A 25,728-nucleotide genomic window follows, 5' to 3' on the forward strand; every position below is an offset into this window, starting at 1 on the left:
CGAGCCTGGAGGTTGAACGATGAGATTCCACGGGAAGTGCGCGCTGGTCACGGGCGCCGGGTCCGGCATCGGCCGGGCGGTGGCGTTGCGGCTCGCGGCGGAGGGCGCGGCGGTCGCGGTGAGCGACCTGGACCTGGCTGCGGCGCAGGCGACGCTGGCGCTGGTCGAGCAGGCCGGGGGGCGCGGCATCGCGCTGCGGCAGGACGTGGCCGACGCGGACGACGACCGCCGGGCCGTCGAGACGGTGGTCGCGGAGCTCGGCGGCCTGCACCTGGCGGTGAACAACGCGGGCATCCCGGGCCCGAACCTGCCGATCGCCGACCTGCCGGTCGAGGACTGGGACCGGGTCATCGCGGTCGACCTGAGCGGGATCGCGTACTGCCTGCACTACGAGCTGCCGGCCATCATGGCCTCGGGGGGCGGCGCCGTGGTGAACATGTCCTCGATCGCCGGGTCGATCGCGGTGCCGAGCAACCCGGCGTACACGGCGGCCAAGCACGGCATCGTCGGGCTGACGAAGGCGGTCGGGTCGGACTACGGCCGTTCGGGCGTGCGGGTCAACGCCGTGGGCCCCGGGTACATCGCGACGCCGCTGCTGACGGCGCTGCCCGAGGAGATCACGGCCGACGTCGCGGCGAAGCACGCGATGGGCCGGCTCGGTGAGCCGGACGAGGTCGCGGGGGTGGTCGCGTTCCTGCTGAGCGACGACGCGGCGTTCGTCACCGGCAGCTACCACCTGGTCGACGGCGGGTACACCGCGGTCTGACGAGGCGATCGGGGGCGGTGGCGCGTGCCACCGCCCCCGACCCATGTCTGAATCGATCCGAAACCGCGCTCATTGCGCCAAAACAATAGACAGCGGACAGAACCGGGCGTACAACAGACTCAAACAAAAGGACACCGCTCACAGCGAGCGGTCGGACGACGGAGTCGATGTGTACGCACAAGAACGGCTGCGGGCGATCGTGGATCGGGCCCGCGCGGACGGACGGGTCGAGGTGGCCACGCTCGCCGCGGAGCTCGACGTGACACCCGAGACGGTGCGCCGAGACCTGACGCAGCTCGAACGGCGCGGGCTGCTGCGCCGCGTGCACGGCGGGGCGATCCCGCTCGAGCACCTCGGGTTCGAGCGCGGGGTCGACACGCGACAGGGCGTGCACTCGGCCGAGAAGCAGGCCATCGCCCAGGCGGCGCTCGCCGAGCTGCCCGACGGCGGGTCGCTCATCCTCGACGCCGGCACCACGACCTACCGCCTCGCCGAGCTCCTGCCGGCCGACCGGGAGCTCAGCGTCGTCACCCACTCGCTGCCCATCGCGACGCTCCTCGCAGGCCGGCCCCACATCACCCTCCACCTGGTGGGCGGCACGATCCGCGGCCGCACGCTCGCCGCCGTCGGCGCCTGGGCCCAGCGCTCGCTGGCCGACGTGCGCGCCGAGGTCGTCTTCCTGGGCGCCAACGGCCTGACGGTCGAGGACGGCGTGACCACGCCCGACCTGGCCGAGGCCGAGGTCAAGCGCGCCCTGGTGCGCGCCGGCAAGCGCGTCGTCGTCCTCGCCGACCACACCAAGGTCGGGCGTACCGACCTGGGCCTGGTGGCGCCCGTGGGCGCCGTCGACACGCTGGTCACCGACGCCGGCCTCGAACCCGTGCTCGGGGACGAGCTGCAGGCCGCAGGCGTCCGGGTGGTGCGCGCATGATCGTCACCGTCACGCCGAACCCGAGCCTGGACCGCACCTTCCAGGTGCGGGACCTGACCGTCGGCACCGTCGTGCGGGCGGCCGCCGCGCGCAAGGACCCGGGCGGCAAGGGCGTCAACGTCGCACGCGCCCTGACCGCGCACGACGTCGCCGCCACCGCCGTCTTCCCCGCCGGCGGCGAGGACGGCGACCAGTTCGTGCGCCTGCTCGCCGAGGCGCACATCGCGACGGTGCCCGTCGCGGCCAGGGGAGAGACCCGCTCCAACGTGACGGTCGTCGACGACGCCGGGCGCACCACCAAGCTCAACGCCCCCGGCGTCGTGCTGTCGAGCGACGAGGTGCGCGCGGTGCTGGACGCCGTGCGGTCCACCCTCGTGCAGGCCGGCCCGGGTGCCGTCGTCGTGGGCGCCGGGAGCCTGCCGGGAGGCGTGGCCGACGACTTCTACGTGCGGCTCGGACGGGTCTGCGCGGACGCCGGGGCCCGCTTCGTGCTCGACACGTCGGGGCGCCGCTGGCGTACGCCGTCAAGGCCGGAGTCGCGAGCCTGGTCAAACCCAACGAGGACGAGCTCGCCGAGCTGGTCGGGCGCCGCCTGCACACGCTCGGGGAGGTCGTGCGCGCCGCGCGCGAGGTCACCACCGCCGGCGCCGACGAGGTGCTCGTGTCGCTGGGCGCGCACGGCGCCGCGCTCGTCACCGCGGACGCCACCTGGTGGGCGGGCGGGCCCCGGCTCGTGCCGCTGTCCACCGTCGGCGCGGGCGACGTGACCCTGGCCGGCTACCTCTCCGCGAGCGACCGCGGACCCGAGGAGGCGCTGCGCACCGCCGTCGCCTGGGGCCGTGCCGCCGTGCGGCTGCCCGGCAGCAAGGTGCCGGCTCCCGCCCAGATCCACCCCGACGACGTCGACGTCGTCACCAACCCCAACCTCGCCGTCGCAGTTGAGGAGCTGTAGGACATGACCGCACTGACCACCCCCGAGCTCGTCGCGATCGACGTGACGAGCACCGACCGCCAGGCCGTGATCCGGCAGCTCGCCTCGCTGCTGGCCGCGGCGGGACGCGTGAGCGACCTGGACGGCTTCGTCGCCGACGTCCTCGCCCGTGAGGTCACGACCGCGACCGGCATGCCCGGCGCCGTCGGCCTGCCGCACGCCAAGTCGGCGCACGTGACCGTGCCGTCGCTCGCCGTCGGGCGGGTGCCCGGCGGCGTCGACTTCGGCGGCCCCGACGGCGACGCCACCCTCGTGTTCCTCATCGCCGCGCCCGCCGGGGGCGCCGAGGAGCACCTGAAGATCCTCGCGGCGCTCGCGCGGCGCCTCATGCACACGAGCTTCCGTGACGCGATCCGCACCGCGCCCGACGCCGACGCCGTGGCCGCGATCATCGCCCAGGAGGTCGTTCCCGCATGAGACTCGTCGCCGTGACGTCGTGCCCGACGGGCATCGCGCACACCTACATGGCCGCCGAGGCCCTCGAGCAGGCGGGCAAGGCCGCCGGTCACGACGTCGTCGTCGAGACCCAGGGCGCGGCGGGCTCCACCCCGCTCGACCCGGCCACCGTCGCCGCCGCGGACGGCGTCATCTTCGCCGCCGACCTCGAGGTCAAGGACAAGGGCCGGTTCGCCGGCAAGCCGACGGTCGACGTCGGCGTGAAGAAGGCCGTCCACGACGCCGCCGGCGTCATCGCCCAGGCCGTCGCCGCCGTCGAGGCCGACCCCGCACCGGCGTCCCCGGCCCCGGCCGCAGCACCCGCCACCAAGGTCGAGGCCGGAGCGTCCACCGCGACGCGCGTGCGCCAGTGGCTCATGACGGGCATCTCCTACATGATCCCGTTCGTCGCCGCGGGCGGCATCCTCATCGCGCTGTCCTTCATGCTCGCCCAGGCCGCGTGGGGGCGCAACGGTGCCGTCGAGGTCACCCAGGTCGGCGCCGACACGCTCATCCACGACTTCTCGGTCGCCTCGGGCCAGCACTGGGCGGCGCTGCTGTTCGTCGTCGGCGGTGCCGCGTTCGGGTTCCTCGTGCCCGTGCTCGCCGGGTTCATCGCCTACGCGATCGCCGACCGGCCCGGCATCGTGCCCGGGTTCGTCGGAGGAGCGGTCGCCGTGACCGTCGGCGCCGGGTTCCTCGGCGGGCTCGCCGCGGGCTTCCTCGGCGGGTTCCTCGCCCTGTGGATCTCGCGGTGGCCCGTGCCGCGCGGCGTGCGCGGCATCATGCCCGTCGTCGTCATCCCGCTGCTGTCGACGCTCGTCACCGGCGGCCTCATGCTCGTCGTCATCGGCCGCCCCATCGCCGCGCTCATGGACGCGCTGACCAGCTGGCTGGGCGGGCTCTCGGGCCAGAGCGCGATCCTGCTGGGCGTCATCCTCGGGGCCATGATGGGCTTCGACCTCGGCGGCCCCGTCAACAAGGTCGCCTACGTCTTCGCCACCACCGGCCTGGCGACGCCGGGCCTGGCCCCCGACGCCGCCCAGTACAAGATCATGGCCGCCGTCATGGCGGCCGGCATGGTCGCCCCGCTCGGCATGGCGCTGGCCACCCAGGTCCGCAAGGCGCTGTTCTCCCAGGCCGAGCGCGAGAACGGCAAGGCGGCGTGGCTGCTGGGCGCATCGTTCATCTCCGAGGGTGCCATCCCGTTCGCGGCCCTCGACCCGTGGCGCGTGCTCGCGTCCTCCATCGTCGGCTCTGCCGTCACCGGCGGGCTGGTCATGGCGTTCGGCTCGACGCTGCGCGCCCCCCACGGCGGCGTGTGGGTGCTGCCGCTCATCGGCAACCCGCTGGCGTTCGCCGTCGCCGTCGTCGTCGGGTCGGCCGTCTGCGCCGGGGTGGTCATCGCCCTGAAGTCGCTGCGCCGCGAGGCCACCGAGGCCAGCGAGACCACCGACGTCGCCGCGGAGGCCGGGGCCGCTCGCGCCTGACCCGCCACCGCCTGACCCGCCACCGCCTGACCCGCCACCGCCTGACCCGTCACCACCTGACCCGCCACCGCCTGACCCGCCACCGCGCACCCGGCGCGCCCACGACCCGCACGGTCGTGGGCGCGCCGCCGTGTCCGCGGCGCACCCACCGCGAGCACGGCGCCCCCGGGCGCGGCACGAAGCGCCGCCGCACGCGCACCGCGTCTGCGTCGGCGAGACTGACAGGGTCCCGTCCGGGACGGCGGGGCGTGCCCCGCACGCACCCCCGTACGGAGGACCCCGTGAGCGACCGCCCCGCCGAGCGCACACCTTCGAGCCTCGACGCGCTGGTCGACGCGACACCCGCGAGCCGCGAACGCGTCGTCGACCTGCTGCGCGTGCTCGCCATCGGCGTCGTCGTGCTGTGGCACTGGTCCCTCTCGCTGACGCACTGGCGTCCCGACGGCGTGCTGACCATGCCCAACCCGATCCCCGACGTGCCCGGCGGATGGGCGATGACCTGGGTGTTCCAGGTCATGCCCGTCTTCTTCCTCGTCGGCGGCTACGCCAACCTCGCCGGCTGGCAGGCCGTGACCCGCGACGGCGGGGCGCCGCCCGCTTCCTGAAAGCGCGCCTGCGCCGGCTGGCCCTTCCCCTCGTGCCCTGGGTCGCCTGCTGGGCCGTGTTCGACCTCGCGATGCTCGCCGCCGGACGGCCCAGCGTGCTGCACTGGGGAGCCGCCGTGCTCGCCCCCCTGTGGTTCCTGGGCGTCTACGGCGCCGCCGTGGCCGCCGTGCCGCTCACCGCCCGCGCGCACCTCGCCTGGGGGTGGCGGGTGCCCGCCGTGCTCGCCGTCGCCGTGCTCGCCGCCGACACCCTCCGGCTCGGCCTCGGGTGGGGGCAGCCCGTGGTCGGGCTCGCCGGGTCGCTCGCCGTGTGGCTGTTCGCCCACCAGCTCGGGTACTTCTGGCGCGACGGCACGCTGCTGGCCGGCGGGTGGCGGCGCCCCGCGGCCGTGGCCACCGCCGGCCTCCTGGGCCTCGTCCTGCTCACCACGCTGGGCCCCTACCCGCGCTCCATGGTCTCGGTCGCCGGTGAGCGGATGAGCAACATGTTCCCGACGACGGCGCCCGTCATGGCGCTCGCGGTCTTCCAGCTCGGGCTCGCGCTGCTGGCGCGGCCCGCGCTGGCCGCGTGGCTGCGGCGACGCGGACCGTGGCGTGCCGTGGTCGTGGCCAACTCCCTGACGATGCCCGTGTTCGTGTGGCACATGACGGCGCTGGTGGCGTTCCTGTGGCTGTACGAGCGGGCGGGGTTCGTGCTCGCGACCGAGACGTCGACCACGTGGTGGCTGACCCGCTGGGTGTGGGTCGTGGGGCCCGGCGTGCTGCTCGCGGCGATCCTCGCCGTGCTGGCGCGGGTGCGCCGCGTGCGACGCGCGGGTGCCCGGTGAGCCGAGGCGCGCTCCCTCGGGCGGGGCGGCGAGCCGTCTCAGGTTCACGTCGAACGTGAGGGTTGGGGGCGGAGTCCCGCGGCGGGCGATCCTCGGGTGGGGGCGGGATGTGGCCGGATCGTTGGGCTGACGCCACCGTGACTGTCAGGTGGAACGTGAGGGTTAGGCGTGCTCCACGGGCAGGTGCCGGTGATCAGGTGACCCGTGGTCGTGCTGGTTCCCTGCCGAGTCCGGGTTCCCCCGGCAGAACCGTGCTGGGTCTCGTGGGGCGTGGGGTCCCTGGAAAAGAGGATGGCGCCATGCCGAGCGCGCGCCGCTGGTCCACCGCCGGGACGGCGGCGCGCGCTCGCCTCGGGGCGGTCACATCAGGTGGGCCAGGAACAGGCTCACGAACCCGAAGTAGATGAGCAGCCCGGCGATGTCCTTGATGGACGTGATGATCGGCGCGGACCCGGCGGCCTGGTCGATGCCGAGCCGGATGAGCACGTACGGCACGAGGAACCCGAGCAGGGAGGCGAGCGTCATCGCCGCGACGAGCGCCAGCCCCACCGCCAGGCCCAGCAGGGGCATGCCCTGCCACAGCGCGGCGATGACGCCCGAGACCGTCCCGACGAGGACGCCGAGGCTCAGCCCGACGCCGACCTCCTTGAGGAAGTGGTCGCGGAACCGCGACATGTGGATGTGGCCGAGCACGACGCCGCGGGCGAACACCGTCGAGGACTGCGTGCCGACGTTGCCGCCCATGTCCATGATGAGCGGGATGAAGACGGCGACCGCCGCGATCGACTCGAGCGCCTCCTCGAAGCCTTCGATGACCAGGCCGGCGAGCACCCCTGCGACCAGCGTGATGAGGAGGAACGGCAGGCGCACCTTCCAGATGTGCGCGATGCTGCCGTGGACCAGGAGGGCGCTGCGGTCTGCCTCGTTGCGGGCGTCGGCGAGGCCGGCGTGGCCGGAGACGTCGTCGGCGGTCACGATGCCGACCAGACGGGCCTCCTCGTCGACGACGGGCACGGCGAGCAGGCCGAGCTCATGGAGCAGGCGAGCGACCTGCTCCTGTGCGGTGCCGGTGGCGACCGCGACGTCGGTGCGCGACATGAGGTCGTCGACGACCGAGCCCGGGTCGGCGGCCAGCAGGTCGCGCAGCGTCAGCACGCCTTCGAGCCGGCGGCCGGCGCCGGTCACGTAGAGGGTGTCGATGGTCTCGGTCTCGTTCGCGAGCCGGCGCACCTGCTCCAGGGCGGCAGCCGCGGTCTCGTCGCGGCGCACGCTGACGAGCCTGGTGGTCATGATGCGCCCGGCCGTGTGCGGCTGATGGCCCGTGCGGAGGTTCGTGGCGGCCTGCCCGGCGGCGGGGGAGTGCCCGGTGCGCGGCCTCTCCAGGACGCTCGTGCCGCTGCGGCGGGCCCGGGGGGTCTCGACTGCGAGCGCGTCAAGGCGCGCGGTGTTCTCCAGGAGCATGGGTGTTCTCCGGTTCGGTGTGGGGGGTCGGTGAGGGCGGGACGGTCGTGCGACTACTCGCAGGTTCCACGTGGATCACCTCCCGGGTCCGAGGGCCGAGGTGCGCGTGCGAGGCACGCGTGCACCAGGAGAACGCCGAGAGCGCCGGGGTTGCTGACGCCGGGCAGCTCTCGGAGGCGCGCCGACCGTATCCGGCGGTGCGCGGGCCGGGCGGGTGAGGGGCGCGCGATGCGGGGGAGCGTGGCACGGGCGCGATTGTCAGGGCCAGACAGTCAAGCACTTGACAAACGGGATTCGAGGGCGCATCCTTTCTGTCAGGTACCTGACAACACCCGAGTCTTCCTCCCCAGGAGTACGCACCATGAACGAGAACGACAACACCCCCGACGTCACGCCCACCGAGCGCCGTGACGACCAGACGCCCCCGAGGGCCAGGCAACCGACCCGCGCCAGGAGACCGCCCAGCGGCTCGCCACGGTCGGCATGCTCCAGATGCGGCTGCTGCGCCGCGCGGCTCGCCCCGGACGGGGCGCACCCTGGCTCGACCCGAGCCAGGGCCAGGGCCGAGTGCTGGCCCTGCTCAAGCTCAAGCCCGAGACCACGCAGCGCGAGCTGACGTTCCTGCTCGGCATGTCACGCCAGGCGCTCGCCGAGCTGCTGGCCAAGCTCGAACGGCAGGGCCTCGTCGAGCGCGAGCCGTCCGCCGAGGACAAGCGCGTGGTCGTCGTGCGGCTGACCGAGGCCGGGCAGGCCGCCGAGCAGGCGGCCGAGCTGCCCGTCACGGGCGACGACCTGCTCGACGCCCTCGACGACGACGAGGTGACCCGGCTCTCGGGCTACCTCGCCCGCATCCTCGACCGCGTCGACCAGGAGCTCGGCGACGACGGGTGGCGGCGTCGCGGGTTCGGCCCGCACGGGTTCGGCCCCGGCCCCGAGGGTTCGGCCGGCCGGCCGCACCGTGGGGCGAGGCGCGCGGCCCGTGGGCCACGCAGGACGGCCCGCGCGGCCACCGTGGCCCGGGCGAAGCCCGCGGCCCGCGGCGTGGTGGGTCGCGGCGCGGCGAGCCGTGGGGCGACGACCCGCGCGGGACGGCCGGTCCGGACCGTCCGTGACCACGGCGTCCCGCCAGACCCGATCGGTCCCCCCGATGGGTAAGCCTCGGGGTCGTGTCACGTGACGTGATCTCCGACGCGGCTCGGGCCTTGCCCGGGCCGCTGGTCCCCGCCGGGCGGGCCGGGTCTGGGGCGTGCTTCCGGTGTGCCAGATGCGCGTTCGCGTGCCGCCAGACGGCGTTCGCGCCCACCGTGGGCTGCCAGGGTCTCCCACACCAAGCCGGAGACCGACGACCCGTCGGCCCCGCGGTCCCCAGCCGCGACCGCGACCTCGACGACGGGCCTGGCCAGACCAAGGCCCCGGAGACGACACCCATGAGCACGCGCACCAGCAACACCCGCCACACCCTCCCCGCCCTCCCCGCCCTGTCCGCCGCCATCCTCGGTGGCGCCCTCCTTCTCGCGGGGTGCGGCACGTCCGACGCCGCAGGATCCGGGGAGGCCACCGCCACCGGCATCAGCCTCGATGCCGCCAAAATCGTCGCCCCGGCCCCTGCCCCGTCCGCTCCCGCCGCTCCGACCACCGGCAACGGTGAGATCACCCTCGCCGAGGCCAAGCAGATCGCCTGAGCCACGTCGGCGATGGTCGCGTCACCTCCTGGGGCCATGAGGACGACCACGGTGCCCGCTGGGAGATCGAGATCACCCGGCCCGGCGGGCGGGAGGTCGACGTCTACGTAGCCGCCGACGGCCGCGTCGTCGCCACCCGCTGAACGCACCACGCCCCACCATGACGCCGGCCCGAAGACTCCGGGGCCGGCGTCGTCGTGCCGCCGTGGCCGGCGGGTCGGTCACGCATCGGCGACGACCTCGACCCTGAACCCGGCCGAGTTTCCCAGCCAGCCCGCGTAGTGACCGGGACCGCCGCGAGGGCCGCTCCTGGTCCAGCTCGAACCCGAGCCTGACCAGCAGCTTCGACAGCACGGCCTAACCGGTCTGCGGGTCCAGGGCGAGGGCCGCGTCGAGCGACGGATGCGCTCCGTGGTGCGGCAGCGACGCGACCTCCGGCCGGCCGTGGAACGCCGAGGCGGCCCTGCGGAACGAGCTGCGGATGTGCTCGGCCATCGCGTTCTCGGCGCCGTCGGGGTCGCCCGCCCGGATGGCCTCGCAGATGGCACGGTGCTCCGTGACGGTGAACGCCCGTCGGCGTCCGCCGGAGCGAGCCGGAAGACGTGCAGGTGGCAGTGCGTCTGGGCGTAGGCGTGCCGCACGACCTCGTTGCCCGTCGCCGCCAGGATCAGGTCGTGGAACCTGGTGTCGTGCGTGAGCATCTCCTGGCGCTCGCTGCCGCCGGCCTCGATCGCGGACACGAAGGCGCTGATCTCGGTCTCGAGCGGCGACGCGGGGTTCACCAGGCGGTCACCGGCCACCGCACGGGCCGCCCAGGGCTCGACGAGGAGGCGGAACTCGAAGATCGCCCGCAGCTCGGCCAGGTCGATCGTGGGGGTGGTGCGATAGCCGCGCCCCGGCGTGTAGACGAGCAGGCCGTCGGCCTCGAGCCGTTGCAGCGACTCGCGCACGGGCGTCTGGGAGACGCCGAGGTCGCGCGCGAGCGCGTCGATGTTGATCCGCGTCCCGGGCGCGATGCGGCCGTCGACGATCGGCATGCGCAGCGCCGTGTACGCCAGGGTGACGGCAGCACCCGCCTCTGCGCCCGAGCTGGTCGGCCTCGTTGCCACGGGCAGCTTCCTTTCGTCGTCGACGTCCTGGGATCGCGGTCCGATTCTCACATCTTCGCCGTGCGTCGGGCCTGGTCCGCGCGCCGGGCACGGCCGCTGGCACGGTCGTTGGCACGGTCACGGGCACGGTCGCGGTGATCACAGCACCTTGCTCAGGAAGTCGCGTGTGCGCCGGTGCTCCGGGTCGGTGAACACCTGGACCGGGAGCCCGTCCTCGACGACGACGCCCGCGTCCATGAACAGGACCCGGTCGGCGACCTCGCGCGCGAACCCCATCTCGTGGGTGACCACGACCATGGTCATCCCATCCCGGGCGAGGTCCTTCATGACGGCGAGCACCTCGCCGACGATCTCGGGGTCGAGCGCCGACGTCGGCTCGTCGAAGAGCATCACGGCCGGGCTCATCGCCAGCGCCCGGGCGATGGCCACCCGCTGCTGCTGCCCGCCGGACAGGCTGCCGGGGAACTGGTCGGTCTTGTCGCTGAGCCCCACCTTGGCGAGCAGGGCCAGGGCCCGGTCGCGCGCCTCGTCCTTGGAGGTCTTGAGCACCTTCAGGGGGCGAGCATCACGTTGTCGACGACCTTGAGGTGGGGGAACAGGTTGAAGTGCTGGAAGACCATCCCGACCTCGCGGCGCACCGCGGTGATGTCCGTCCTGGCGTGGGTGAGCTCGTGGCCGTTGATCGACACCGAGCCGGACGTGATGCGCTCCAGGCCGTTGAGGCAGCGCAGCAGCGTGCTCTTGCCCGAGCCGGACGGCCCGATGAGGCACACCACCTCGCTCTCGCCGACGTGGCAGTCGATGCCCCGGAGCACCTCGTGGCGGCCGAAGCTCTTGTGAAGACCGGTGACGGTGATCATGTGACCCCTTCGAGCGGGACGGCGTGGGCGCCGTCGTCTGCGGCCGTGCGGTCGCCGGCCGCGCTGCGGGCCTCGTACCAGCGGCCGAGCCGTGAGACGCCGAAGCAGATGACGAAGTAGCAGGCCGCGACCGCGGTGTAGGCCGTGATCGGGTCGGCGGTGAGGTTGCTGACGATGGTGCCCGCGTGGGTGAGCTCGACGAACCCGATCACGGTCACCAGCGACGAGTCCTTGACGAGCGCGATGAGGAATCCGATGCCCGGGGGACGGCGATGCGCAGGGCCTGGGGCAGGATCACGAACCGGTGCTGGCCCGCGTACCCCAGCCCGAGCGCGGAGGCCGCCTCGTACTGGCCGGCCGGGACCGCGTTGAGGCTTCCGCGGAAGACCTCGGCCAGGTAGGCGGCGGCGAACACCGTCAGCGCGACGACGGCGGTGGCGAACGCGGACAGCTCCAGGCCGGGCAGGAACAGCGGGATGCCGAAGTAGGCGAAGAACACCAGGATCAGCAGCGGGATGCCACGCACCAGCGTGACGTAGCCGTGGGCGAGCCAGCGCAGCGCACGCACGGGCGAGGTCGCCGCGAGCGCGATCGCCAGCCCCAGGACGGTTCCGAGCAGCCCGGCGGTGACGCACAGCGTGATCGTCCAGACGGCGCCGCGCGCCAGCGCCTGCAGGTCGGACCAGGCGAAGGACCTAAGCATGCTTCCTCGCTCCCCACCGGAAGAAGTAGGCCTCGCTCGCCCGGGACGCGAGCACCAGAAGCCCTGAGGTCAGGAAGTACAGGAGCCCGCCGACGGCCAGGACCTCGAAGGTCAGGTACGTCCGGTTGTTGATGTTCAGGATCTGGTTCATCAGCTCGGGCAGGCCGATGATCGACGCGATCGACGAGGCGAGGAAGAGCAGGATGAACTGGTTGGTCAGGGCGGGGAAGACGTTGCGGGTCGCCGGGACCAGCAGGATGTGCCGGAACACGTGCGTGCGCGTCATGCCCAGCGCGTGGCCAGCCTCGCGCAGGCCCTCGGGCACCGACTCGAAGCCCGCCCGGTAGATCTCGGCGGTGTAGGCGGCGTTGTTGAGCGTGAGCGCGACGATGCCGGCCCACAGCGGGTTGAGGTTGATCCCGGCCTCCGGGAGGCCGAAGTAGATCAGGTACAGCTGGACGAGCAGCGGGGTGTTGCGGAACACCTCGATGTAGGCCCGGCACAGGTGCGACACGACCGGGACCCGCGCGGCCTTGCCCAGGTACAGGGCCACGCCGAGCGTGCTGCCCGCGGCCATCGCGACCAGGGTGATGGAGGCGCTTGTCCACAGCGCGGCCGCCAGCACGGGCGCGTAGTCGAGCAGGTCCCCGAAGTAGAACGTCATCGCGGTTCCTCTCGGTGCGGTGCGGCAGGGCGTGCTCCGCCCTGCCGCACGCGGGGCTGCTACTTGAGGAACTCGGGCAACGGCTGGCTCAGCCACTTCTGGCTGGCCGTGTCGTTGCGGCCCGAGATGTTGTAGTTGCGGATGAAGGTGTCCAGGTAGTTGAGCCACACCTGGTCGCCCTGCTGGACGCCCATCGAGATCAGCGACGGTTCCAGCACGGGGCCTTCGAGGATGCGGAACCGCGGGTCCTGCGCGACGAGCTGGGGCACCACCACGTTGTTCTCGATGAGCGCGTCGACCTTGCCGCTCTTGAGCGCCTGGACGGAGTCGGCGAACGTGTTGAAGGGCGCGACCTGCGCGTCCGGGAGGTGGGCCATGAGCGCGGCCTCGCCCTGGCTTCCTCGGCTCGCCGACACGGACTTGCCGGCGAGGTCGTCGTAGCTCGCGACGGGCGAGTCCGCGGGGACCGCGATCAGGGTTCCGCCGGCGGCGTAGGGCACGGTGAAGGCGACCTGCTGCGCACGCTCGTCGGTCGCGGTGAACGAGGCGATGATGACGTCCGCCTTGTCCGACTGGAGCAACGGGATGCGCGACTCGTTGGTGACGGGGATGAAGACGACCTCGGACTCGAGGGACTCGCCGAGCGCGTTGGCGATGTCGATGTCGAAGCCCTCGTAGCTCCCGTCGGACTGCTGCACGCCCCACGGCGCCGCCTCCGACTGCACGCCGACGCGCAGCTTGTGCGAGGAGAGCACCGAGGTCAGGTGGCTGCCCGCCGCCCCGCCTTCCGTGCCCTTGCCACCGGTCGTGGCACCCGAGGTGCATGCGGCCGTCAGCGTGACGGCCGCGGCGACGGCGCCTGCGGCGAGGATGCGTTTGCGGATCCGGAACATGTCACTCCTTTGTGATGGTGCGGACGGGTTCGCCTTCGTCGCGTGCGTCGCCGTCTGCGGTGCGGCGCACGACCACCTGCCCTGACGACCGCGGTGCCGAGGTGCGTCGCGCCGACGCCGTTCACGGTCGGGGAGCATCGTTGCCGGCCCGATCTCGTGCGCGCCGGGAGGGCGCAGGTCGTAGGCGAGAACACACGTGACGACGTGGACGAGGACCCTCTCCGTCGAGGAATCCTATAGGGAGATTCAGGAACATATAGGGACGATTGACGGGCGTCAACCCCCCTCGAGACGGGGCCGACGATCACCCGCACCGTGCCGCCGGGCGCCGCCGGGCGCCGTCGGCGTGCCGCAGACCATGACGCACCGGGCCACCCCTCCTGGCCGACGCCGGTCGGCCGACGCCGGGAACCACGCACGGTGCAGCGTGGTTTCCCGCACCCGCCCGCCGCTCCGCCGGCGCCGCACCCGAGACTGGGGGCGAGCGTGAACCGCACCGACCCGGTCACGCCGCCGACGCGACCCAGGGGACCGCCCATGCCGACGATCACCACGCTCGCCGCCCGCACGCCGGCCACACGCCGCCGCCACGTCGACCTGCTGCGGGCGCTCGCCATCAGCGCCGTCGTCGTCGGACACTGGCTCGTCATGACGGTCCAGCGCGGCGGCGACGGCCTCCTGACGGGCTTCACCGCGCTGCCGCACCTGACGGTGCTGCACCCCCTGACCTGGGTGTTCCAGGTCATGCCGCTGTTCTTCCTCGTCGGGGGAGTGTCGAACGCGATCTCCTGGACCCGGCACCGCGACCGCGGCGGGGACGCCCGCACCTGGCTGCTGGACCGCAGCGCCCGCCTGTTCCCGCCCGTGACCGCGCTGCTGGTCACCACCGCGGTCGGCGCCGTCGTCGCGGGCTGGGCCGGGACCCCCGTCGCGTTCGTGGCCCGCGTCGTCGAGCTGGTCGTGCTGCCGCTGTGGTTCCTGGTCGTCTACCTGTCGGTGATCACGCTGACCCCGGTGATGCACCGGCTGCACCGCCGGTGGGGGCTCGCCCTGCCGGCCGTGCTCCTCGTGGGCGTCGTGCTGGGCGACGTGGTCCGCCTGACGACGGGCGTCGAGCTGGGCGCGGCCGGGAACTTCGCCTTCGCGTGGATCGCCATCCACCAGATCGGGTTCGCCTGGCAGGACGGCACGCTGCGGCTGACGCGCCGCCGCGCGGCGCTGCTGCTCGCGGGCGCGCTCGCCGCGCTCCTGCTGCTGACCGGCCCCGGACCGTACCCCGTGAGCATGGTGTCCGTGCCGGGCGCCGCGATCCAGAACCCCTCCCCGCCGTCGCTCGCGCTCATGGCCCTGGCCGCCGCGCAGGTCGCCCTCGCCGTCCTGGTCGCCGGCCCCGCCGACCGGTGGCTGGCCCGCCCCGCCCGTGGGCCGCCGTGCTCGGCGTCAACACCGCCGTGCTCACCGTGTACCTGTGGCACATGGTCGCCTCGTTCGTCGGCGCGATCGCGCTCGACGCCGTCGGCCTGCTCCCGTCCGCGGACGTGCACTCGTCCGCGTGGTGGTGGGGGCGCATCCCGTGGATCGCGACGCTGACCGTCGTCCTGGCCGCGTTCGTCGCCCTGTTCGGCCGCATCGAGACGCGCGCGCTCGCCCGCAAGCTGACCGCAGGCCCGGCCGCCACCCCGCGCGGACCGCTCGCGTCACTGCCCGTCGTCGTCGGCGCCTACCTGGCCGCGACGCTCGGCATGTACTGGCTCGCGTCCTCCGGGCGCGGCCCGTACGGGCCGTTCATCGTGCCGACGGGCGCGCTCGTGCTCGTGCTCGGCGCCGCGGCCGTGCTGCGCGCCGGACGCCGCAGCGGGGGCAGGGCTCTCGCACCCGCGGACGCCGCCCACGCCGGCGAGGCAGCGCTCGCCGACGGCGCAGCGAGCGCCGACGACGCCGGGGACGCCGTGCGCTCCCTGGCGGGCGCCGGAGCGACCACGGCCTGAACGGCCCCGGCTCCGCGTGCGCGAGCGGCGCACGCCGCCGCACACTGGCAGCCATGAGCGAACAGGCAGCGCTACGGCCGGGCCTGGGCACCTTCAGGCGGCTGGAGTTCTTCACCGACGGCGTCTTCGCCATCGTCATGACCATCATCGTGCTCGAGGTCGGCATCCCCGAGGGGCCCGCCGCCCAGCTGTGGGCGCAGCTCGGCGAACGCCTGCCCGAGCTCGGCACGTACGCGCTCACCTTCGTGACCCTCGGCGCCCTCTGGTTCGGCAACCGCACCCAGGGCGAGTTCCTCGAACGCGCCGACCACCCCCTGGTGTGGCTCGTGCTCGCACTCCTGCTCACCGTCGCCCTCGTGCCGTTCTCCGCCGGCCTGCTGGGCGAGTTCCCGACGGCGCGCCCCGCCGTCGTGTTCTTCGGCGCGCACCTGACCGTCGTGTACATGCTGCATGCCCTCGTGTGGACCTACGCGTCCGGGCACCCCGGGCTGCTGCGCGACGGCGTGCCCGCCGGGTACCGGCGGCGCTCGCGGCTGTACTCCTGGATGCCCGCGGGCGGGTACGCGCTGGCGACCCTGCTGGGGCTGGCGGTGCCCGTGGTCGGGCTCGCCGGGTTCCTGCTGGTGCCGGTGCCGCTCGTCAGCGGGCTCTTCTACCGGGGCTGGGGCGGCTGCACGACAGGGAGCAGGCGGCGGAGCCGGCGTGAGCGCGCGGCGGGGCCGCACGCTCAGGCCGCGAGGGCCGCGGGGGCGGCCTCGCGCGCCGGTGCCGCCGACGGCGTCCGCGCCCCGATGCCGCGCCGCTGCGCGTACCGCGACAGGATCATCAGCAGGGGCCCGTCGCTGGTGATGTTGGCGGCCGTCCCGAACGAGTCCTGCAGGGCGAAGATCGCGAGCATGAGGCCGGTGCCCGCCTCGTCGAACCCGAGCACGGTGGTGACCAGGCCGAGCGAGGCCATGAGCGTGCCGCCGGGAACGCCGGGCGCGGCGACGGCGAACACACCCAGCAGCACCACGAACAGCAGCATGGTGCCCGCGGCGGGCAGCTCGCCGTACAGCACCTGGGAGACGGTCATGGCCAGGAACGTGATGCTGATGACCGAGCCGGGCATGTGGACGTGCGCGAGCAGCGGCACCCCGAAGTCGACCATGCGCTTGTCGAGAGAGCGCGACGCCGACGCACCCTTGAGCGCGACCGGCAGGGTCGCGGCCGAGGACATGGTGCCGACGGCCGTCAGGTACGCCGCGCCGTAGTGGCGCACGACGTCGAACGGGTTGCGCCGCGAGTACGCCGCCGCGGCCACGTACAGCACGGCGATCCACGCGACGTGCACGGCCACGACCACGCCCAGCGCCTGGAGGAACACGGGGACCTGCCGGGTGATGCCGCCCTGGTAGGCCAGCAGCGCGAACACCGACGCGATGAACACCGGGAGCACGGGGACCACGACCCGGGTCACGATCGCCAGCACGATGCGGTGCAGCTCGTCGAGCGCGGCCGCGAACCGGCGCGCCCGCGTCCAGGAGACGGCCAGGCCCAGCAGCAGCGCCAGGACGAGCGCGCTCATCGTCGGCATGATCGGCGCGATGGTCAGCTCGAACAGCATCTCGGGCAGCGCGCGGCCGCCGTCGACGGCCCCGGGGACCGACAGCCCCGGCACGAGGGCGAACCCGGTGAGCGCCGCGAGCAGCGCGGCCGCGACCGCCGAGCCGTACCCGAGCCCGAGCGAGACGCCCAGCAGGCGGGACGCGTCGGCGCCCGACCGGGCGATCGACGGGGCGACGAACCCCAGGATGATCAGCGGCACCGCGAAGAACACGACCTGACCGGTCAGGTGGCGGACGGACTGGACGACGGTGATGGCGGTCTCGCCGACCGTCAGGCCCACGGCGACGCCCAGGGCGATGGCCACCAGGAGCCGGAACGGGAGAGAGGACAGGAAGCGGTTCACGTGCGCGATCCCTACAGGTCGAGGACGCCGGCGCGCCGGCATGGCAGGCAGCGGCGCGGCGGGCACACGAGAAGGCCGGCCGCGCACGAGGGCGACGACCGGCCACAGACCACACGTCCCGTCGCGACGGGACCGTGCAGGGCGCGCGGACGCCGCCCTAGGGACACGTCCCGGGGGCGACGGCGAAGGTCGGCGTGCGCGGCATGCGGGCAGCCTCCCCGCTGCGGCCGCCCCGGATCAAGCCGGGTGTCCGGAACGCCGGGAACCCCCCGTTGGTCCGGCGCACCATGCACGCCGGCCTGGCGCAGCCCCCGGTGCGGGCGGGCGTACCGTGACGCAGCGCAACGCAGCGCCGGACCATCCCGAGAGACGCACGCCACGCACGACTAGGCTCGTCCGGCAGACCGGGGACGGCGGTGGGCCTCCCCGAACCATGCCCTCAACGCCACGCCCGCGACGGCAGCGCTGAGCACCGCCCGGGACGAAGGAGGACCATGGTCGCCCTGGTACTCGTGCCCGTCCTGCTCGGCGTCGCGCTCTACAAGGTGCCCGCCCGGCCCGCCAAGGCGATCGCCCTCGCCGGCCAGGGCTGGCTCGCCTGGCGAGCCCTCACCCTGTTCGCGCGCGCCACCCGCGACGGCACCTTCACCCAGGTCCTCGGCGGCGACGACACGCTCCTGTACGTGTCGCTGCGCGCGGAACGCACCGCCCTCGCGCTCGTGCTGCTGACCGTCCTGCTGATCACCGCCGCCCTCGTCTACGCCCTCGGCGAGCCCTACTTCGACACCAAGCTCCTGCTCCTGCTGCTGGTGCTGCAAGGACTCGTCGCCGGGCTCTTCCTCACCGACGACGTGTTCAACCTCTTCGTCCTGTTCGAGGTCACCACCCTCACCGTCATCCTCCTGGTGATGTTCAAGAAGGACCGCCGCAACACCTACGACGGCCTGTACTACCTCATGGTGCAGATCGTCGCCATGACGTTCTTCCTCTTCGGGCTCGCCTACCTGTACCGCACCTTCGGCGTCCTGTCCGTCACCGAGATCGGCCTGCTCGTGCAGCACGGCGTCGACCCCCGCACCCTCGTGCTGCCCTTCGCGTTCATGCTCACCGGCATCGCGCTCAAGGCAGGGCTGTTCCCGCTGTTCTCCTACGTGCCACGCTCCTACGGCAACCCCGGCGCCCCGACCGTCGTGCTCATGCTCATGTCCGGGCTGCTGGTCAAGGCCGCACTGTTCTGGATCGCCCGCCTCGTCACCCTGTTCGCCCCCGCCCTCGACACCAGCCGCCTCCTGCTGGCCATCGGCCTGGCGACCGGCGTCGCGGGCGCCGCCTGGGCCCTCGCCCAGACCGACGTGCGCCTCCTGCTCGCCTACTCGACCGTCTCCCAGGCCGGGCTCATCCTCCTCGGCCTGGCCGCCGGCACCCCGGCCGCGACCGGCGGCGCGACCGCCCACCTCATCACCCACGCCCTGGCCAAGTCCGTGCTGTTCCTCACCGCCGCCATGATCGCCCGCCGCTACGGCAGCACACGCCTGGCCGACCTGCGCGGCGTCGCCCGCCGCATGCCGCTGCTGACCGTCGTGTCGGCCGTCGCCGTGCTCGGCATCGTCGGCGCCCCCTTCACCGCGGGCGCCGCCTCCAAGGACCTCATCCTCGCCGGGTCCACGGGACCCTGGGCGCAGGCCGCCGTGTGGACCGTCAACCTCGCCACCATGCTCGTCTTCGTGAGGTACGCGGCCATGTTCGTCGGCACCCCCCAGCGCGAACCTGCGCCGCGCGCCGCCGCCGGGGCGGCGCACCCGGGCACCGGCACCGGCACCGGCACCGGCACCGGCACCGGCACCGCCGCCAAGACCGGCGTCGTCGCGGCGCTCGCGGCCGTGCTGCTCGCGGCGGGGGTGCTCGCGCCGCAGGCGGGGCGCCTGCTGCTGGGTGACGGCGTCGCCGTCCCGGCGGGCACGACGGCGGCCAAGGTGGGCGCGTTCGCGCTGACGCTCGCCGTCGCCCTGGCCGCCCACCGGTTCGCCGCCCCGGCCGTGCGCCGGTGGCGTGCCCCGCTGGGACGGTCGCTGTCGCTGCCGCACGCGTGCCTGGCCGTGACGGTGTTCTTCGCCGCGACGGCCCTGTACGCCACCCTGGTGACGCGGGCGGTGCCGGGATGATCCGGCGGTACGGGCCCGTCGTGGTGGTCTTCACCGTGATCTGGGTCGTGATGAACGAGGTCCTGAGCGTGGTCTCGGTGGTCTCGGGCGTCGTGGTCGCGGTCGCGGCGCTGTGGATGACGCGCCGCGTGCTGCACGTCGACTACGCGACGGTGTTCCTGCGCCCGCTGGCCACCGCACGGTACGTCCTGCTGCTGCTGCGCGAGATGACGGTCGCGGCCTACGGCATGGCCGTGGTCATCGTGCGCGGGCACGCGCAGGTGACGCAGTTCGTCCACGAGAGCGCGCTGGACGACGACCTGCTGCTGTTCCTGCTGGCCAACAGCCTCATCCTCACGCCCGGCTCGGTCGCCGTGGACCGTGAGGGCGGCCGCCTGACCGTGATCACGGTCGACGACGACGCGCGCGCCCGTGCCACGTGCGTGCGTCTCGAGCGCGCGATCGCGCGGTTGGTGAAGGAGGACGCGTGTTCCTGAGCGTCGTGTCCTACACGCTGCTGCTCGCGTCGGTGCTGACCGGCGTCGTCGTGCTGCGCGGCTCCGACCCGTGGAGCCGGCTGCTGGGCTACTGCCTGGTGGCCGGCAAGGTCAACATGCTCGTCGTCATCCTCGCGCTGGTCACGGGGCACAGCTTCTACCTCGACATCGCGCTCGTCTACACGCTGCTCAGCTATGTGGGCGTGCTGGTGCTGTCGGACTACATGGCCGGGAGGGGGAGCGACCTTGGCTGAGATCGTGGGGAACGTCGTCATCGGGATCGGCGTGGCCGTCGTCGTCCTGGGGCTCGTGGGCCTGCTGCGCTTCAAGGAGTTCGACCTCAAGCTGCTGGCCGGGGCGAAGATCGACACCGTCGGGTTCATCGTCATCGTGCTCGGCGCGGTCATCCGCAGCGGGTTCACCTGGTTCAGCGCGAAGGCGCTGCTGATCCTCGCGATCGTGCTGCTGGTCAACCCGGTGGTCACCAGCACGCTCGCGGCGGGCTCGCGCCGCAGCCGGGAGCGGTGATGGGCCTGGACCAGATCGTCTTCGTCTTCCTCATCGTGTTCGCGGTGCGGGCCGTGTTCGCCTCGTGCCTCAAGCACGCGATCATCACCTCGGGCGTGTTCGGCCTGTGGGCGTCCCTGGCGTACCTGCTGTACCACGCGCCCGACGTCGCCGTCTCCGAGGCCGTGGTCGCCTCGTCGCTCGGCACGGTGCTGCTCATCCTCACGATCCGCAACTACGGCGACATCACCGTGCCCGGCATCCCGCTCATGGTCTGGCGGCGCAAGGGCGCCGACCTGGTCATGCTGGGCGTGTGCGCGCTGGTGCTGTACCTGACGGCGACCGCGCCGCCGGTCGAGGTCGGGCCGCTGCGCGAGGCCGTCATGACCGCCTACCTGGACTCCCCGCGCCTGGTCAACCCGGTCACGAGCATCCTGCTGCACTACCGCGTCTTCGACACGGTGCTCGAAGCCCTGATGCTGCTGGTGGCCGTGCTGGGCGTCATGCACCTGCGCGACACCGGCGGCGGGCCGTCGCCCGCCGGGTACGGGTCCCTCGGCGCGCGGCACCCCACGCTCGTCACCGCGCTGCGCATCCTGACGCCCGTGCTCGTCGTCGTCGGCGTCGCCCTCGTCGTCGGCGACCCGCACACCCCCGGCGGCGGGTTCCAGGGGCGGGGCTGCTGGCCGCCGTCATCGTCAGCCGCTACCTGGTCGGGATGCGCGGCCCGGCCAGCACCGCGGGGCTGGAGACGCTGGAGAAGGTCATCTTCGTGGTGTTCGTGGTGAGCGTCGCCCTGTACATCTTCCTCGGGCTGCAGCACGCGACGCCCGAGGCGTACGCGCCGTTCATGATCGCGATGAACGGGCTTCTGGGCCTCAAGGTCTTCTGCGGGCTGTCCATCATGTTCCTGTACTTCGCGAAGGAGGCGTGAGCGTGCCCGACCTGTCGTGGCTCGACGGCGCGAACGTCGCCGTGATCCTGTTCTGCATCGGCCTGGCCGGGCTGGTGCTGCGCAAGAACATGATGATCTCCGTCATCTCGCTGTCGGTGATGAGCACCGCCGTCATCCTCGCGTTCGTCACGCTCGGCTCCAGCCCGGCGCACGAGGCGCCCATGACCGCCCAGACGGTCGCCGGGGCCGCCGACCCCGTGCCGCAGGCGCTCATGATCACCACGGTCGTCATCGGCGTCGCCGTGCAGACCGTGTGCCTGGTGCTGATCCTCAACCACTACCGCGAGCACAAGACCCTCGACTGGGACGAGGCCAAGGCCATCCGCGAGGGCGGGGCGCAGACGGGCCCGAGCCAGGGCTGAACGCCCCCGGCCGCCGGGAGCGGCGGCGGCCTGTCCGGCTGGCGGGACACCCGCCCCGTGCCCTTGACCGGGCAGCGCGGACCGTCATAGCGTTCCCGCGCGTTTCCCCGCAGGGCGGTTGGCCCCGGCAGCGCCGCACACGCAGCGGCGCGAGCCGTCGCGGGGAGCTACACGGCACATGCACATGCTCATGAGAAGGCCCGCTCGGGGGCGACCACCCCGGCGGCTGCGGCAGCGCAACCTGGCCTGACGGCCGAGGGCCCGAGCAGTCCACCCTCCGAGAGGACTCCTCATGCCCATCGTCAACCCGTTCCCCGGCGGCACCATCCTCGGCTACCCGCGCATCGGCCGCCGCCGCGAGCTCAAGCGCGCGCTGGAGGCCCGCTGGGCCGGGCGCACCACCGACGCCGACCTCGAGGCCACCTGCCGTGCGCTGCGCCTGGCCACCGTGCGCCACCTGGCCGGCCTCGGCCTCGACCCCGCCGACGGGTCGATCCCGTCGTCGTTCTCGCCCTACGACCACGTGCTCGACGCGGCCGTCACCCTCGGCGTCGTGCCCGCCGCCGACTACCACGTCGCCGCGCGCGGCGACGGCACCCGCCCGCCGCTCGAGCTCACCAAGTGGTTCGACACCAACTACCACTACCTCGTGCCGCAGATCGGCCCCCACACCCCGCTCGCCTTCGCCGACGACGCCCCCGTGCGCTGGTTCGCCGAGGCCGCCCACCCCGACGACGGCGGCCTGCCCGTGGTCACCCGCCCCGTCGTCGTCGGCCCCGTCACGTTCCTGCTGCTCGCCAAGGCCGCCGCGGACGCACCCGCCGCCTTCCACCCCCTGGACCGGCTCGACGACGCCGTCGCCGCCTACGCCGGCCTGCTCGCCGCGCTCGGCGCCACCGGCGCCCCCTGGGTGCAGCTCGACGAGCCCGCGCTCGTCGCCGACACCGTCACCGGGCACCTGCCCGCCGGAGCCCTCGCCGACGCCGTCGCCCGCGCCTACGGCGCCCTGACCGCCGTCCCCGGTCGCCCTGCCATCCTCGTGACCGCCCCCTACGGCGACCTGCGCGGCACCACGGGCGACCACCTCGCCCCGCTCGCCGCCACCGACGTCGAGGCGATCGCCCTCGACCTCGTGCGCGGAACCGCCCCCGCCGGCCCCGTCCCCGGGCTCGCCGGCAAGACCCTCGTGGCCGGGCTCGTCGACGGGCACAACGTGTGGCGCACCGACCTGGCGCGACGGCTCACCCAGGCCACCGCGCTCGGCGCCGCCACCGGGGCCGGAGCCGTCGCCGTCGCCACCTCCACCTCCCTGCTGCACGTGCCCCACGACGCCGACGACGAGACGTGGGACGCCACCCACGGCCGCGACCCACGCCTGCGCGACTGGGTCGCCTTCGCCGACCAGAAGGTCACCGAGGTCACCACCCTCGCCCGCGGCCTCGCCCACGGCCCCGACGCCGTCGCCGACCAGGTCGCCGCCGCCACCGCCGCGCTCGCCGACCGCGCCCGCGCCGCCGGCGTCGTCGTGCCCGCCGTGCGCGCCCGCGTCGCCGCCCTGCGCCCCGCCGACCAGACCCGCGCGCCCTACCCCGAGCGGGCCGCCGCCCAGGCCCGGCGCCTGCGCCTGCCGCTGCTGCCCACCACCACCATCGGCTCCTTCCCCCAGACCCGCGAGATCCGCGCCGCCCGCGCCGCCTGGACCCGCGGCGACATCGACGACGCCGCCTACCAGTCCGCCATGCGCGAGGAGATCGCCCGCGTCGTCACCCTCCAGGAAGACCTCGGCCTCGACGTCCTGGTGCACGGCGAACCCGAGCGCAACGACATGGTGCAGTACTTCGCCGAACAGCTCGACGGGTTCGCCGTCACCGCCCACGGCTGGGTGCAGTCCTACGGCTCACGCTGCGTGCGCCCACCCCTGCTGTGGGGCGACGTCACCCGCCCCGCACCCCTGACCGTCGCATGGACCAGCTACGCCCAGTCCCTCACCAGCAAACCCGTCAAGGGCATGCTCACCGGCCCCGTCACCATCCTGGCCTGGTCGTTCGTCCGCGACGACCAGCCCCTGACCGACACCGCCGCCCAGGTCGCCCTCGCCCTGCGCGACGAGGTCACCGACCTGCAGGCAGCCGGCACCGCCGTCGTCCAGGTCGACGAACCCGCCCTGCGCGAGCTGCTGCCCCTGCGCCGCGAGCACCAGCACGCCTACCTCGACTGGGCCGTGCGCGCCTTCCGCCTCGCCACCGCGGGCGCGGACACCGCCACCCAGATCCACACCCACCTGTGCTACTCGGAGTTCGGGGACGTCATCGACGCCATCGACCGCCTCGACGCCGACGTCACCTCCGTCGAGGCCGCCCGCTCCCGCATGGAGATCGTGCCCCAGCTCGACCGCGCCGGGTACGGGCGAGGCATCGGACCGGGCGTGTACGACATCCACTCACCCCGCGTCCCGTCCGCCGGCGAGCTCACCGAGCTGCTGACGCTCGCGGCGACGTCGATCGACCCGGCGCTGGTGTGGGTCAACCCGGACTGCGGTCTCAAGACGCGCGGCTACGCCGAGACGACGCAGTCGCTGCGCCACCTGGTGGCGGCGGCCCGAGCGGTCCGCTCCACGCTCGCCGGGTCGGGCAGGTGAGCGTGCGGCCGGTCACGCCCGCGCGGGCGTGACCGGCCGCTACGCCCGGTCGGCGGTCGCCCGGCGGCGCACCGCCAGGGCCGCCGTCGGGAAGGTCAGCATCGACACCATGCCCGCCCCGACCATGGCCGAGCCGAGGACGCTGCTCAGGACGCCCGAGGACACGGCGATGTCGACGACGGCGACGATGACGGCCAGGCCCACCGACGTCCAGAACATCGCGGCGACCCGGTCCCGGGCGGGGGCCCGCCACGGCAGGACGAACGAGCCGGGCAGGCCGCGCGCCACGAACATCACCACGAGGAAGACGGGCACGAGCGCGAGCGCGAGGGGCTGGGCGAGCAGGCCGCGCAGGTCGAAGGCCACTCCCGTGGAGACGAAGAACAGCGGGGTGAGGAACCCGAACGCCAGGCCCTGGAACTTGCGTTCGGTCAGCTCGCGGTCGACGGGGTCGACGTTGCTCACGAGCTGACGCACGAGCACGCCCGCCGCGAACGCGCCGACGAGCATGTCGAGGTCGAAGACGTCGACGCTCACGGCCGTCAGGAGCGCGACCGCGAACACCACCAGGCGCACCGCGAAGTGCCCCGAGGTGTGCATGGTGGCCGTCACGAGGCGGCGCGCCGCCGCGGGCAGCCCGCGCGAGGCGATCCGCAGCGAGACCAGCACGAGCCCGGTGAACAGGGCCAGGGCGAGCACCGACCACCACACGTGGCGGCCACCGAACACCACCGACAGGGCCAGCAGGGGGGCGAGCTGCCCGACCGTCCCGGCCGCGATCATCGCGCGGCCGAACGGGGTGGTCAGCTCCCCGGCGTCGCGCATCGAGGGCATGGCGGTGCTCAGCGCCGTGGACGTCAGCGCGATGCCGGCGAACACCCCGGCGGTGACCAGCGACGAGCCGCCGTCGCCGCGCACCTGCAGGCCGCCGGCGTCGGCGGCGACGACGACGCCGATCCCGGCGAGCACCGCCAGCACGAGCGACAGCACCCAGCCCGCCGACGCCCACCGGAGCTGGGTGCGCGAGATGGCGCGGTACTCCAGCTCGTAGCCGGCGATGAAGATGATCGCGGCCAGGCCCATGCGCCCCACGGTCGCGGGCAGGCCGCCGGGCTCCACCAGCCCGAGCGCGGCCGGGCCGATGACCATGCCGAGCGCGATCTCGACGACCGGCAGCGGCACGGGGATCAGGCGCCTGCTCAGCGCGGACAGCGGGGGAGCGACGACGACGGCGGCGAGCACCGCGGCAAGGCCGAGAAGGGCTGAGTCCAC

The 25,728-nt window shown here is 73.6% G+C and carries 27 protein-coding genes and 3 pseudogenes; 21 read left to right on the top strand and 9 right to left on the bottom strand.

The genetic code is table 11. The annotated features are described in order from the left end of the window. The first annotated feature begins 19 nt into the window (after positions 1 to 19). From ET495_RS04335 to ET495_RS04365, 8 genes and pseudogenes are all read left to right on the top strand, one after another. On the top strand, positions 20 to 766 hold the full coding sequence (locus tag ET495_RS04335) for an SDR family NAD(P)-dependent oxidoreductase (RefSeq protein WP_129202903.1): 747 nt from the start codon (positions 20 to 22) through the stop codon (positions 764 to 766). Between the two features lie 169 nt (positions 767 to 935). After that, complete coding sequence (locus tag ET495_RS04340; RefSeq protein ID WP_129202905.1) at positions 936 to 1,697, top strand: DeoR/GlpR family DNA-binding transcription regulator; 762 nt, start codon at positions 936 to 938, stop codon at positions 1,695 to 1,697. After that, positions 1,694 to 2,152: pseudogene (locus ET495_RS19115) on the top strand (1-phosphofructokinase family hexose kinase); the annotation flags it as partial. The gene ET495_RS04340 and the pseudogene ET495_RS19115, both read left to right, overlap by 4 nt. Positions 2,153 to 2,289: 137 nt before the next feature. Then, complete coding sequence (locus ET495_RS19120) at positions 2,290 to 2,649, top strand: PfkB family carbohydrate kinase (protein WP_281276192.1); 360 nt, start codon at positions 2,290 to 2,292, stop codon at positions 2,647 to 2,649. 3 nt (positions 2,650 to 2,652) lie between these two features. Continuing rightward, complete coding sequence (locus ET495_RS04350) at positions 2,653 to 3,105, top strand: PTS sugar transporter subunit IIA (protein WP_129202907.1); 453 nt, start codon at positions 2,653 to 2,655, stop codon at positions 3,103 to 3,105. After that, on the top strand, positions 3,102 to 4,613 hold the full coding sequence (locus ET495_RS04355; protein WP_129202909.1) for a PTS fructose transporter subunit IIC: 1,512 nt from the start codon (positions 3,102 to 3,104) through the stop codon (positions 4,611 to 4,613). The genes ET495_RS04350 and ET495_RS04355 overlap by 4 nt, the downstream gene beginning before the upstream one ends. A gap of 281 nt (positions 4,614 to 4,894) precedes the next feature. Further along, complete coding sequence (locus ET495_RS04360) at positions 4,895 to 5,218, top strand: hypothetical protein (protein ID WP_129202911.1); 324 nt, start codon at positions 4,895 to 4,897, stop codon at positions 5,216 to 5,218. Beyond that, positions 5,101 to 6,045, top strand: a complete 945-nt coding sequence (locus tag ET495_RS04365; RefSeq protein WP_129202913.1) for an acyltransferase family protein — start codon at positions 5,101 to 5,103, stop codon at positions 6,043 to 6,045. Before ET495_RS04360 ends, ET495_RS04365 begins: the two co-directional genes overlap by 118 nt. Positions 6,046 to 6,405: 360 nt before the next feature. On the opposite strand, the gene mgtE is transcribed toward ET495_RS04365, so the two are convergent. Further along, on the bottom strand, positions 6,406 to 7,506 hold the full coding sequence (gene mgtE / locus ET495_RS04370) for a magnesium transporter (protein ID WP_129202915.1): 1,101 nt from the start codon (positions 7,504 to 7,506) through the stop codon (positions 6,406 to 6,408). 483 nt (positions 7,507 to 7,989) lie between these two features. Here mgtE and ET495_RS04375 point away from each other — a divergent pair, with 483 nt between their 5' ends. Together ET495_RS04375 and ET495_RS04380 are read left to right on the top strand one after the other, a co-directional pair. Continuing rightward, on the top strand, positions 7,990 to 8,661 hold the full coding sequence (locus ET495_RS04375; RefSeq protein WP_129202917.1) for a MarR family winged helix-turn-helix transcriptional regulator: 672 nt from the start codon (positions 7,990 to 7,992) through the stop codon (positions 8,659 to 8,661). Positions 8,662 to 8,933: 272 nt separating this feature from the next. Beyond that, positions 8,934 to 9,188, top strand: a complete 255-nt coding sequence (locus ET495_RS04380) for a hypothetical protein (protein WP_129202919.1) — start codon at positions 8,934 to 8,936, stop codon at positions 9,186 to 9,188. Positions 9,189 to 9,409: 221 nt separating this feature from the next. On the opposite strand, the gene ET495_RS19625 is transcribed toward ET495_RS04380, so the two are convergent. The 6 genes and pseudogenes from ET495_RS19625 to ET495_RS04410 all read right to left on the bottom strand — a co-directional run bounded on the left by ET495_RS19625 (position 9,410) and on the right by ET495_RS04410 (position 13,417). After that, positions 9,410 to 10,297: a GntR family transcriptional regulator gene (locus tag ET495_RS19625; protein WP_425471201.1), complete on the bottom strand. Its 888-nt coding sequence runs from the start codon at positions 10,295 to 10,297 to the stop codon at positions 9,410 to 9,412. Between the two features lie 138 nt (positions 10,298 to 10,435). Further along, positions 10,436 to 11,157, bottom strand: a pseudogene (locus ET495_RS04390) (amino acid ABC transporter ATP-binding protein). Further along, positions 11,154 to 11,375 (bottom strand): hypothetical protein, encoded by a 222-nt coding sequence (locus ET495_RS04395; RefSeq protein WP_129202921.1) that lies wholly within the window; start codon positions 11,373 to 11,375, stop codon positions 11,154 to 11,156. Before ET495_RS04395 ends, ET495_RS04390 begins: the two are co-directional and overlap by 4 nt. Next, complete coding sequence (locus ET495_RS04400; RefSeq protein WP_129202923.1) at positions 11,372 to 11,860, bottom strand: amino acid ABC transporter permease; 489 nt, start codon at positions 11,858 to 11,860, stop codon at positions 11,372 to 11,374. The genes ET495_RS04395 and ET495_RS04400 overlap by 4 nt, the downstream gene beginning before the upstream one ends. Further along, positions 11,853 to 12,524, bottom strand: a complete 672-nt coding sequence (locus tag ET495_RS04405; protein WP_129202924.1) for an amino acid ABC transporter permease — start codon at positions 12,522 to 12,524, stop codon at positions 11,853 to 11,855. The genes ET495_RS04400 and ET495_RS04405 overlap by 8 nt, the downstream gene beginning before the upstream one ends. 59 nt (positions 12,525 to 12,583) lie before the next feature. Then, the gene (locus ET495_RS04410; protein WP_162616365.1) at positions 12,584 to 13,417 is read right to left on the bottom strand and encodes a transporter substrate-binding domain-containing protein; all 834 of its coding nucleotides are present in this window, start codon (positions 13,415 to 13,417) and stop codon (positions 12,584 to 12,586) included. Between the two features lie 537 nt (positions 13,418 to 13,954). Between ET495_RS04410 and ET495_RS04415 the strand changes: the two genes are divergently transcribed. The 3 genes and pseudogenes from ET495_RS04415 to ET495_RS19630 all read left to right on the top strand — a co-directional run. Then, complete coding sequence (locus ET495_RS04415) at positions 13,955 to 15,007, top strand: acyltransferase family protein (protein WP_129202928.1); 1,053 nt, start codon at positions 13,955 to 13,957, stop codon at positions 15,005 to 15,007. After that, positions 14,893 to 15,405, top strand: coding sequence for a hypothetical protein (locus ET495_RS04420; protein ID WP_129202929.1), 513 nt, complete (start codon positions 14,893 to 14,895; stop codon positions 15,403 to 15,405). The genes ET495_RS04415 and ET495_RS04420 overlap by 115 nt, the downstream gene beginning before the upstream one ends. A 137-nt stretch (positions 15,406 to 15,542) precedes the next feature. Then, positions 15,543 to 15,707: pseudogene (locus tag ET495_RS19630) on the top strand (TMEM175 family protein); the annotation flags it as partial. Between the two features lie 425 nt (positions 15,708 to 16,132). Here ET495_RS19630 and ET495_RS04430 read toward each other — a convergent pair. Next, on the bottom strand, positions 16,133 to 17,356 hold the full coding sequence (locus tag ET495_RS04430; RefSeq protein WP_211340908.1) for a cation:dicarboxylate symporter family transporter: 1,224 nt from the start codon (positions 17,354 to 17,356) through the stop codon (positions 16,133 to 16,135). Between the two features lie 494 nt (positions 17,357 to 17,850). Here ET495_RS04430 and ET495_RS04435 point away from each other — a divergent pair, with 494 nt between their 5' ends. From ET495_RS04435 to metE, 8 genes are all read left to right on the top strand, one after another. Further along, complete coding sequence (locus tag ET495_RS04435) at positions 17,851 to 19,518, top strand: complex I subunit 5 family protein (protein WP_129202933.1); 1,668 nt, start codon at positions 17,851 to 17,853, stop codon at positions 19,516 to 19,518. Beyond that, complete coding sequence (locus tag ET495_RS04440; RefSeq protein WP_129202935.1) at positions 19,515 to 19,994, top strand: Na+/H+ antiporter subunit E; 480 nt, start codon at positions 19,515 to 19,517, stop codon at positions 19,992 to 19,994. Before ET495_RS04435 ends, ET495_RS04440 begins: the two co-directional genes overlap by 4 nt. Further along, on the top strand, positions 19,985 to 20,248 hold the full coding sequence (locus ET495_RS04445; protein ID WP_129202937.1) for an MrpF/PhaF family protein: 264 nt from the start codon (positions 19,985 to 19,987) through the stop codon (positions 20,246 to 20,248). The genes ET495_RS04440 and ET495_RS04445 overlap by 10 nt, the downstream gene beginning before the upstream one ends. After that, positions 20,241 to 20,522 (top strand): monovalent cation/H(+) antiporter subunit G, encoded by a 282-nt coding sequence (locus ET495_RS04450; RefSeq protein ID WP_162616366.1) that lies wholly within the window; start codon positions 20,241 to 20,243, stop codon positions 20,520 to 20,522. Before ET495_RS04445 ends, ET495_RS04450 begins: the two co-directional genes overlap by 8 nt. Continuing rightward, positions 20,522 to 21,289 carry a hydrogenase subunit MbhD domain-containing protein gene (locus ET495_RS04455; protein WP_129202941.1) on the top strand — a complete coding sequence of 256 codons (768 nt, stop codon included), beginning with the start codon at positions 20,522 to 20,524 and terminating at the stop codon, positions 21,287 to 21,289. Before ET495_RS04450 ends, ET495_RS04455 begins: the two co-directional genes overlap by 1 nt. Next, the gene (locus ET495_RS17545; protein ID WP_162616367.1) at positions 21,286 to 21,435 is read left to right on the top strand and encodes a hypothetical protein; all 150 of its coding nucleotides are present in this window, start codon (positions 21,286 to 21,288) and stop codon (positions 21,433 to 21,435) included. Before ET495_RS04455 ends, ET495_RS17545 begins: the two co-directional genes overlap by 4 nt. Beyond that, a complete protein-coding gene (locus ET495_RS04460; RefSeq protein ID WP_162616368.1) occupies positions 21,432 to 21,818 on the top strand; it encodes a sodium:proton antiporter in 387 nt (128 codons plus the stop codon). The genes ET495_RS17545 and ET495_RS04460 overlap by 4 nt, the downstream gene beginning before the upstream one ends. A 292-nt stretch (positions 21,819 to 22,110) precedes the next feature. After that, entirely contained in the window at positions 22,111 to 24,456 is a 2,346-nt protein-coding gene (gene metE, locus ET495_RS04465) for a 5-methyltetrahydropteroyltriglutamate--homocysteine S-methyltransferase (protein ID WP_129202945.1), read from the top strand. A gap of 39 nt (positions 24,457 to 24,495) precedes the next feature. Here the strand turns inward: metE and ET495_RS04470 are convergent, their stop codons facing one another. Continuing rightward, on the bottom strand, positions 24,496 to 25,728 hold the full coding sequence (locus ET495_RS04470) for a cation:proton antiporter (protein WP_162616369.1): 1,233 nt from the start codon (positions 25,726 to 25,728) through the stop codon (positions 24,496 to 24,498).

The organism is Xylanimonas allomyrinae (assembly GCF_004135345.1).
GTDB classification, from domain to species: domain Bacteria; phylum Actinomycetota; class Actinomycetes; order Actinomycetales; family Cellulomonadaceae; genus Xylanimonas; species Xylanimonas allomyrinae.

What these genes read in the sequence shown, in the direction of transcription:
- ET495_RS04410 (WP_162616365.1), bottom strand. Translation starts at nt 13,417, where the DNA reads ATGTTCCGGATCCGCAAACGCATCCTCGCCGCAGGCGCCGTCGCCGCG.
- ET495_RS04375 (WP_129202917.1), top strand. Translation starts at nt 7,990, where the DNA reads ATGCTCCAGATGCGGCTGCTGCGCCGCGCGGCTCGCCCCGGACGGGGC.
- ET495_RS04380 (WP_129202919.1), top strand. Translation starts at nt 8,934, where the DNA reads ATGAGCACGCGCACCAGCAACACCCGCCACACCCTCCCCGCCCTCCCC.
- ET495_RS04355 (WP_129202909.1), top strand. Translation starts at nt 3,102, where the DNA reads ATGAGACTCGTCGCCGTGACGTCGTGCCCGACGGGCATCGCGCACACC.
- ET495_RS04350 (WP_129202907.1), top strand. Translation starts at nt 2,653, where the DNA reads ATGACCGCACTGACCACCCCCGAGCTCGTCGCGATCGACGTGACGAGC.
- ET495_RS04365 (WP_129202913.1), top strand. Translation starts at nt 5,101, where the DNA reads ATGGGCGATGACCTGGGTGTTCCAGGTCATGCCCGTCTTCTTCCTCGT.
- ET495_RS04440 (WP_129202935.1), top strand. Translation starts at nt 19,515, where the DNA reads ATGATCCGGCGGTACGGGCCCGTCGTGGTGGTCTTCACCGTGATCTGG.
- ET495_RS04455 (WP_129202941.1), top strand. Translation starts at nt 20,522, where the DNA reads ATGGGCCTGGACCAGATCGTCTTCGTCTTCCTCATCGTGTTCGCGGTG.
- mgtE (WP_129202915.1), bottom strand. Translation starts at nt 7,506, where the DNA reads ATGCTCCTGGAGAACACCGCGCGCCTTGACGCGCTCGCAGTCGAGACC.
- ET495_RS04435 (WP_129202933.1), top strand. Translation starts at nt 17,851, where the DNA reads ATGGTCGCCCTGGTACTCGTGCCCGTCCTGCTCGGCGTCGCGCTCTAC.
- ET495_RS04400 (WP_129202923.1), bottom strand. Translation starts at nt 11,860, where the DNA reads ATGCTTAGGTCCTTCGCCTGGTCCGACCTGCAGGCGCTGGCGCGCGGC.
- metE (WP_129202945.1), top strand. Translation starts at nt 22,111, where the DNA reads ATGCCCATCGTCAACCCGTTCCCCGGCGGCACCATCCTCGGCTACCCG.
- ET495_RS04415 (WP_129202928.1), top strand. Translation starts at nt 13,955, where the DNA reads ATGCCGACGATCACCACGCTCGCCGCCCGCACGCCGGCCACACGCCGC.
- ET495_RS04335 (WP_129202903.1), top strand. Translation starts at nt 20, where the DNA reads ATGAGATTCCACGGGAAGTGCGCGCTGGTCACGGGCGCCGGGTCCGGC.
- ET495_RS04405 (WP_129202924.1), bottom strand. Translation starts at nt 12,524, where the DNA reads ATGACGTTCTACTTCGGGGACCTGCTCGACTACGCGCCCGTGCTGGCG.
- ET495_RS04420 (WP_129202929.1), top strand. Translation starts at nt 14,893, where the DNA reads ATGGTCGCCTCGTTCGTCGGCGCGATCGCGCTCGACGCCGTCGGCCTG.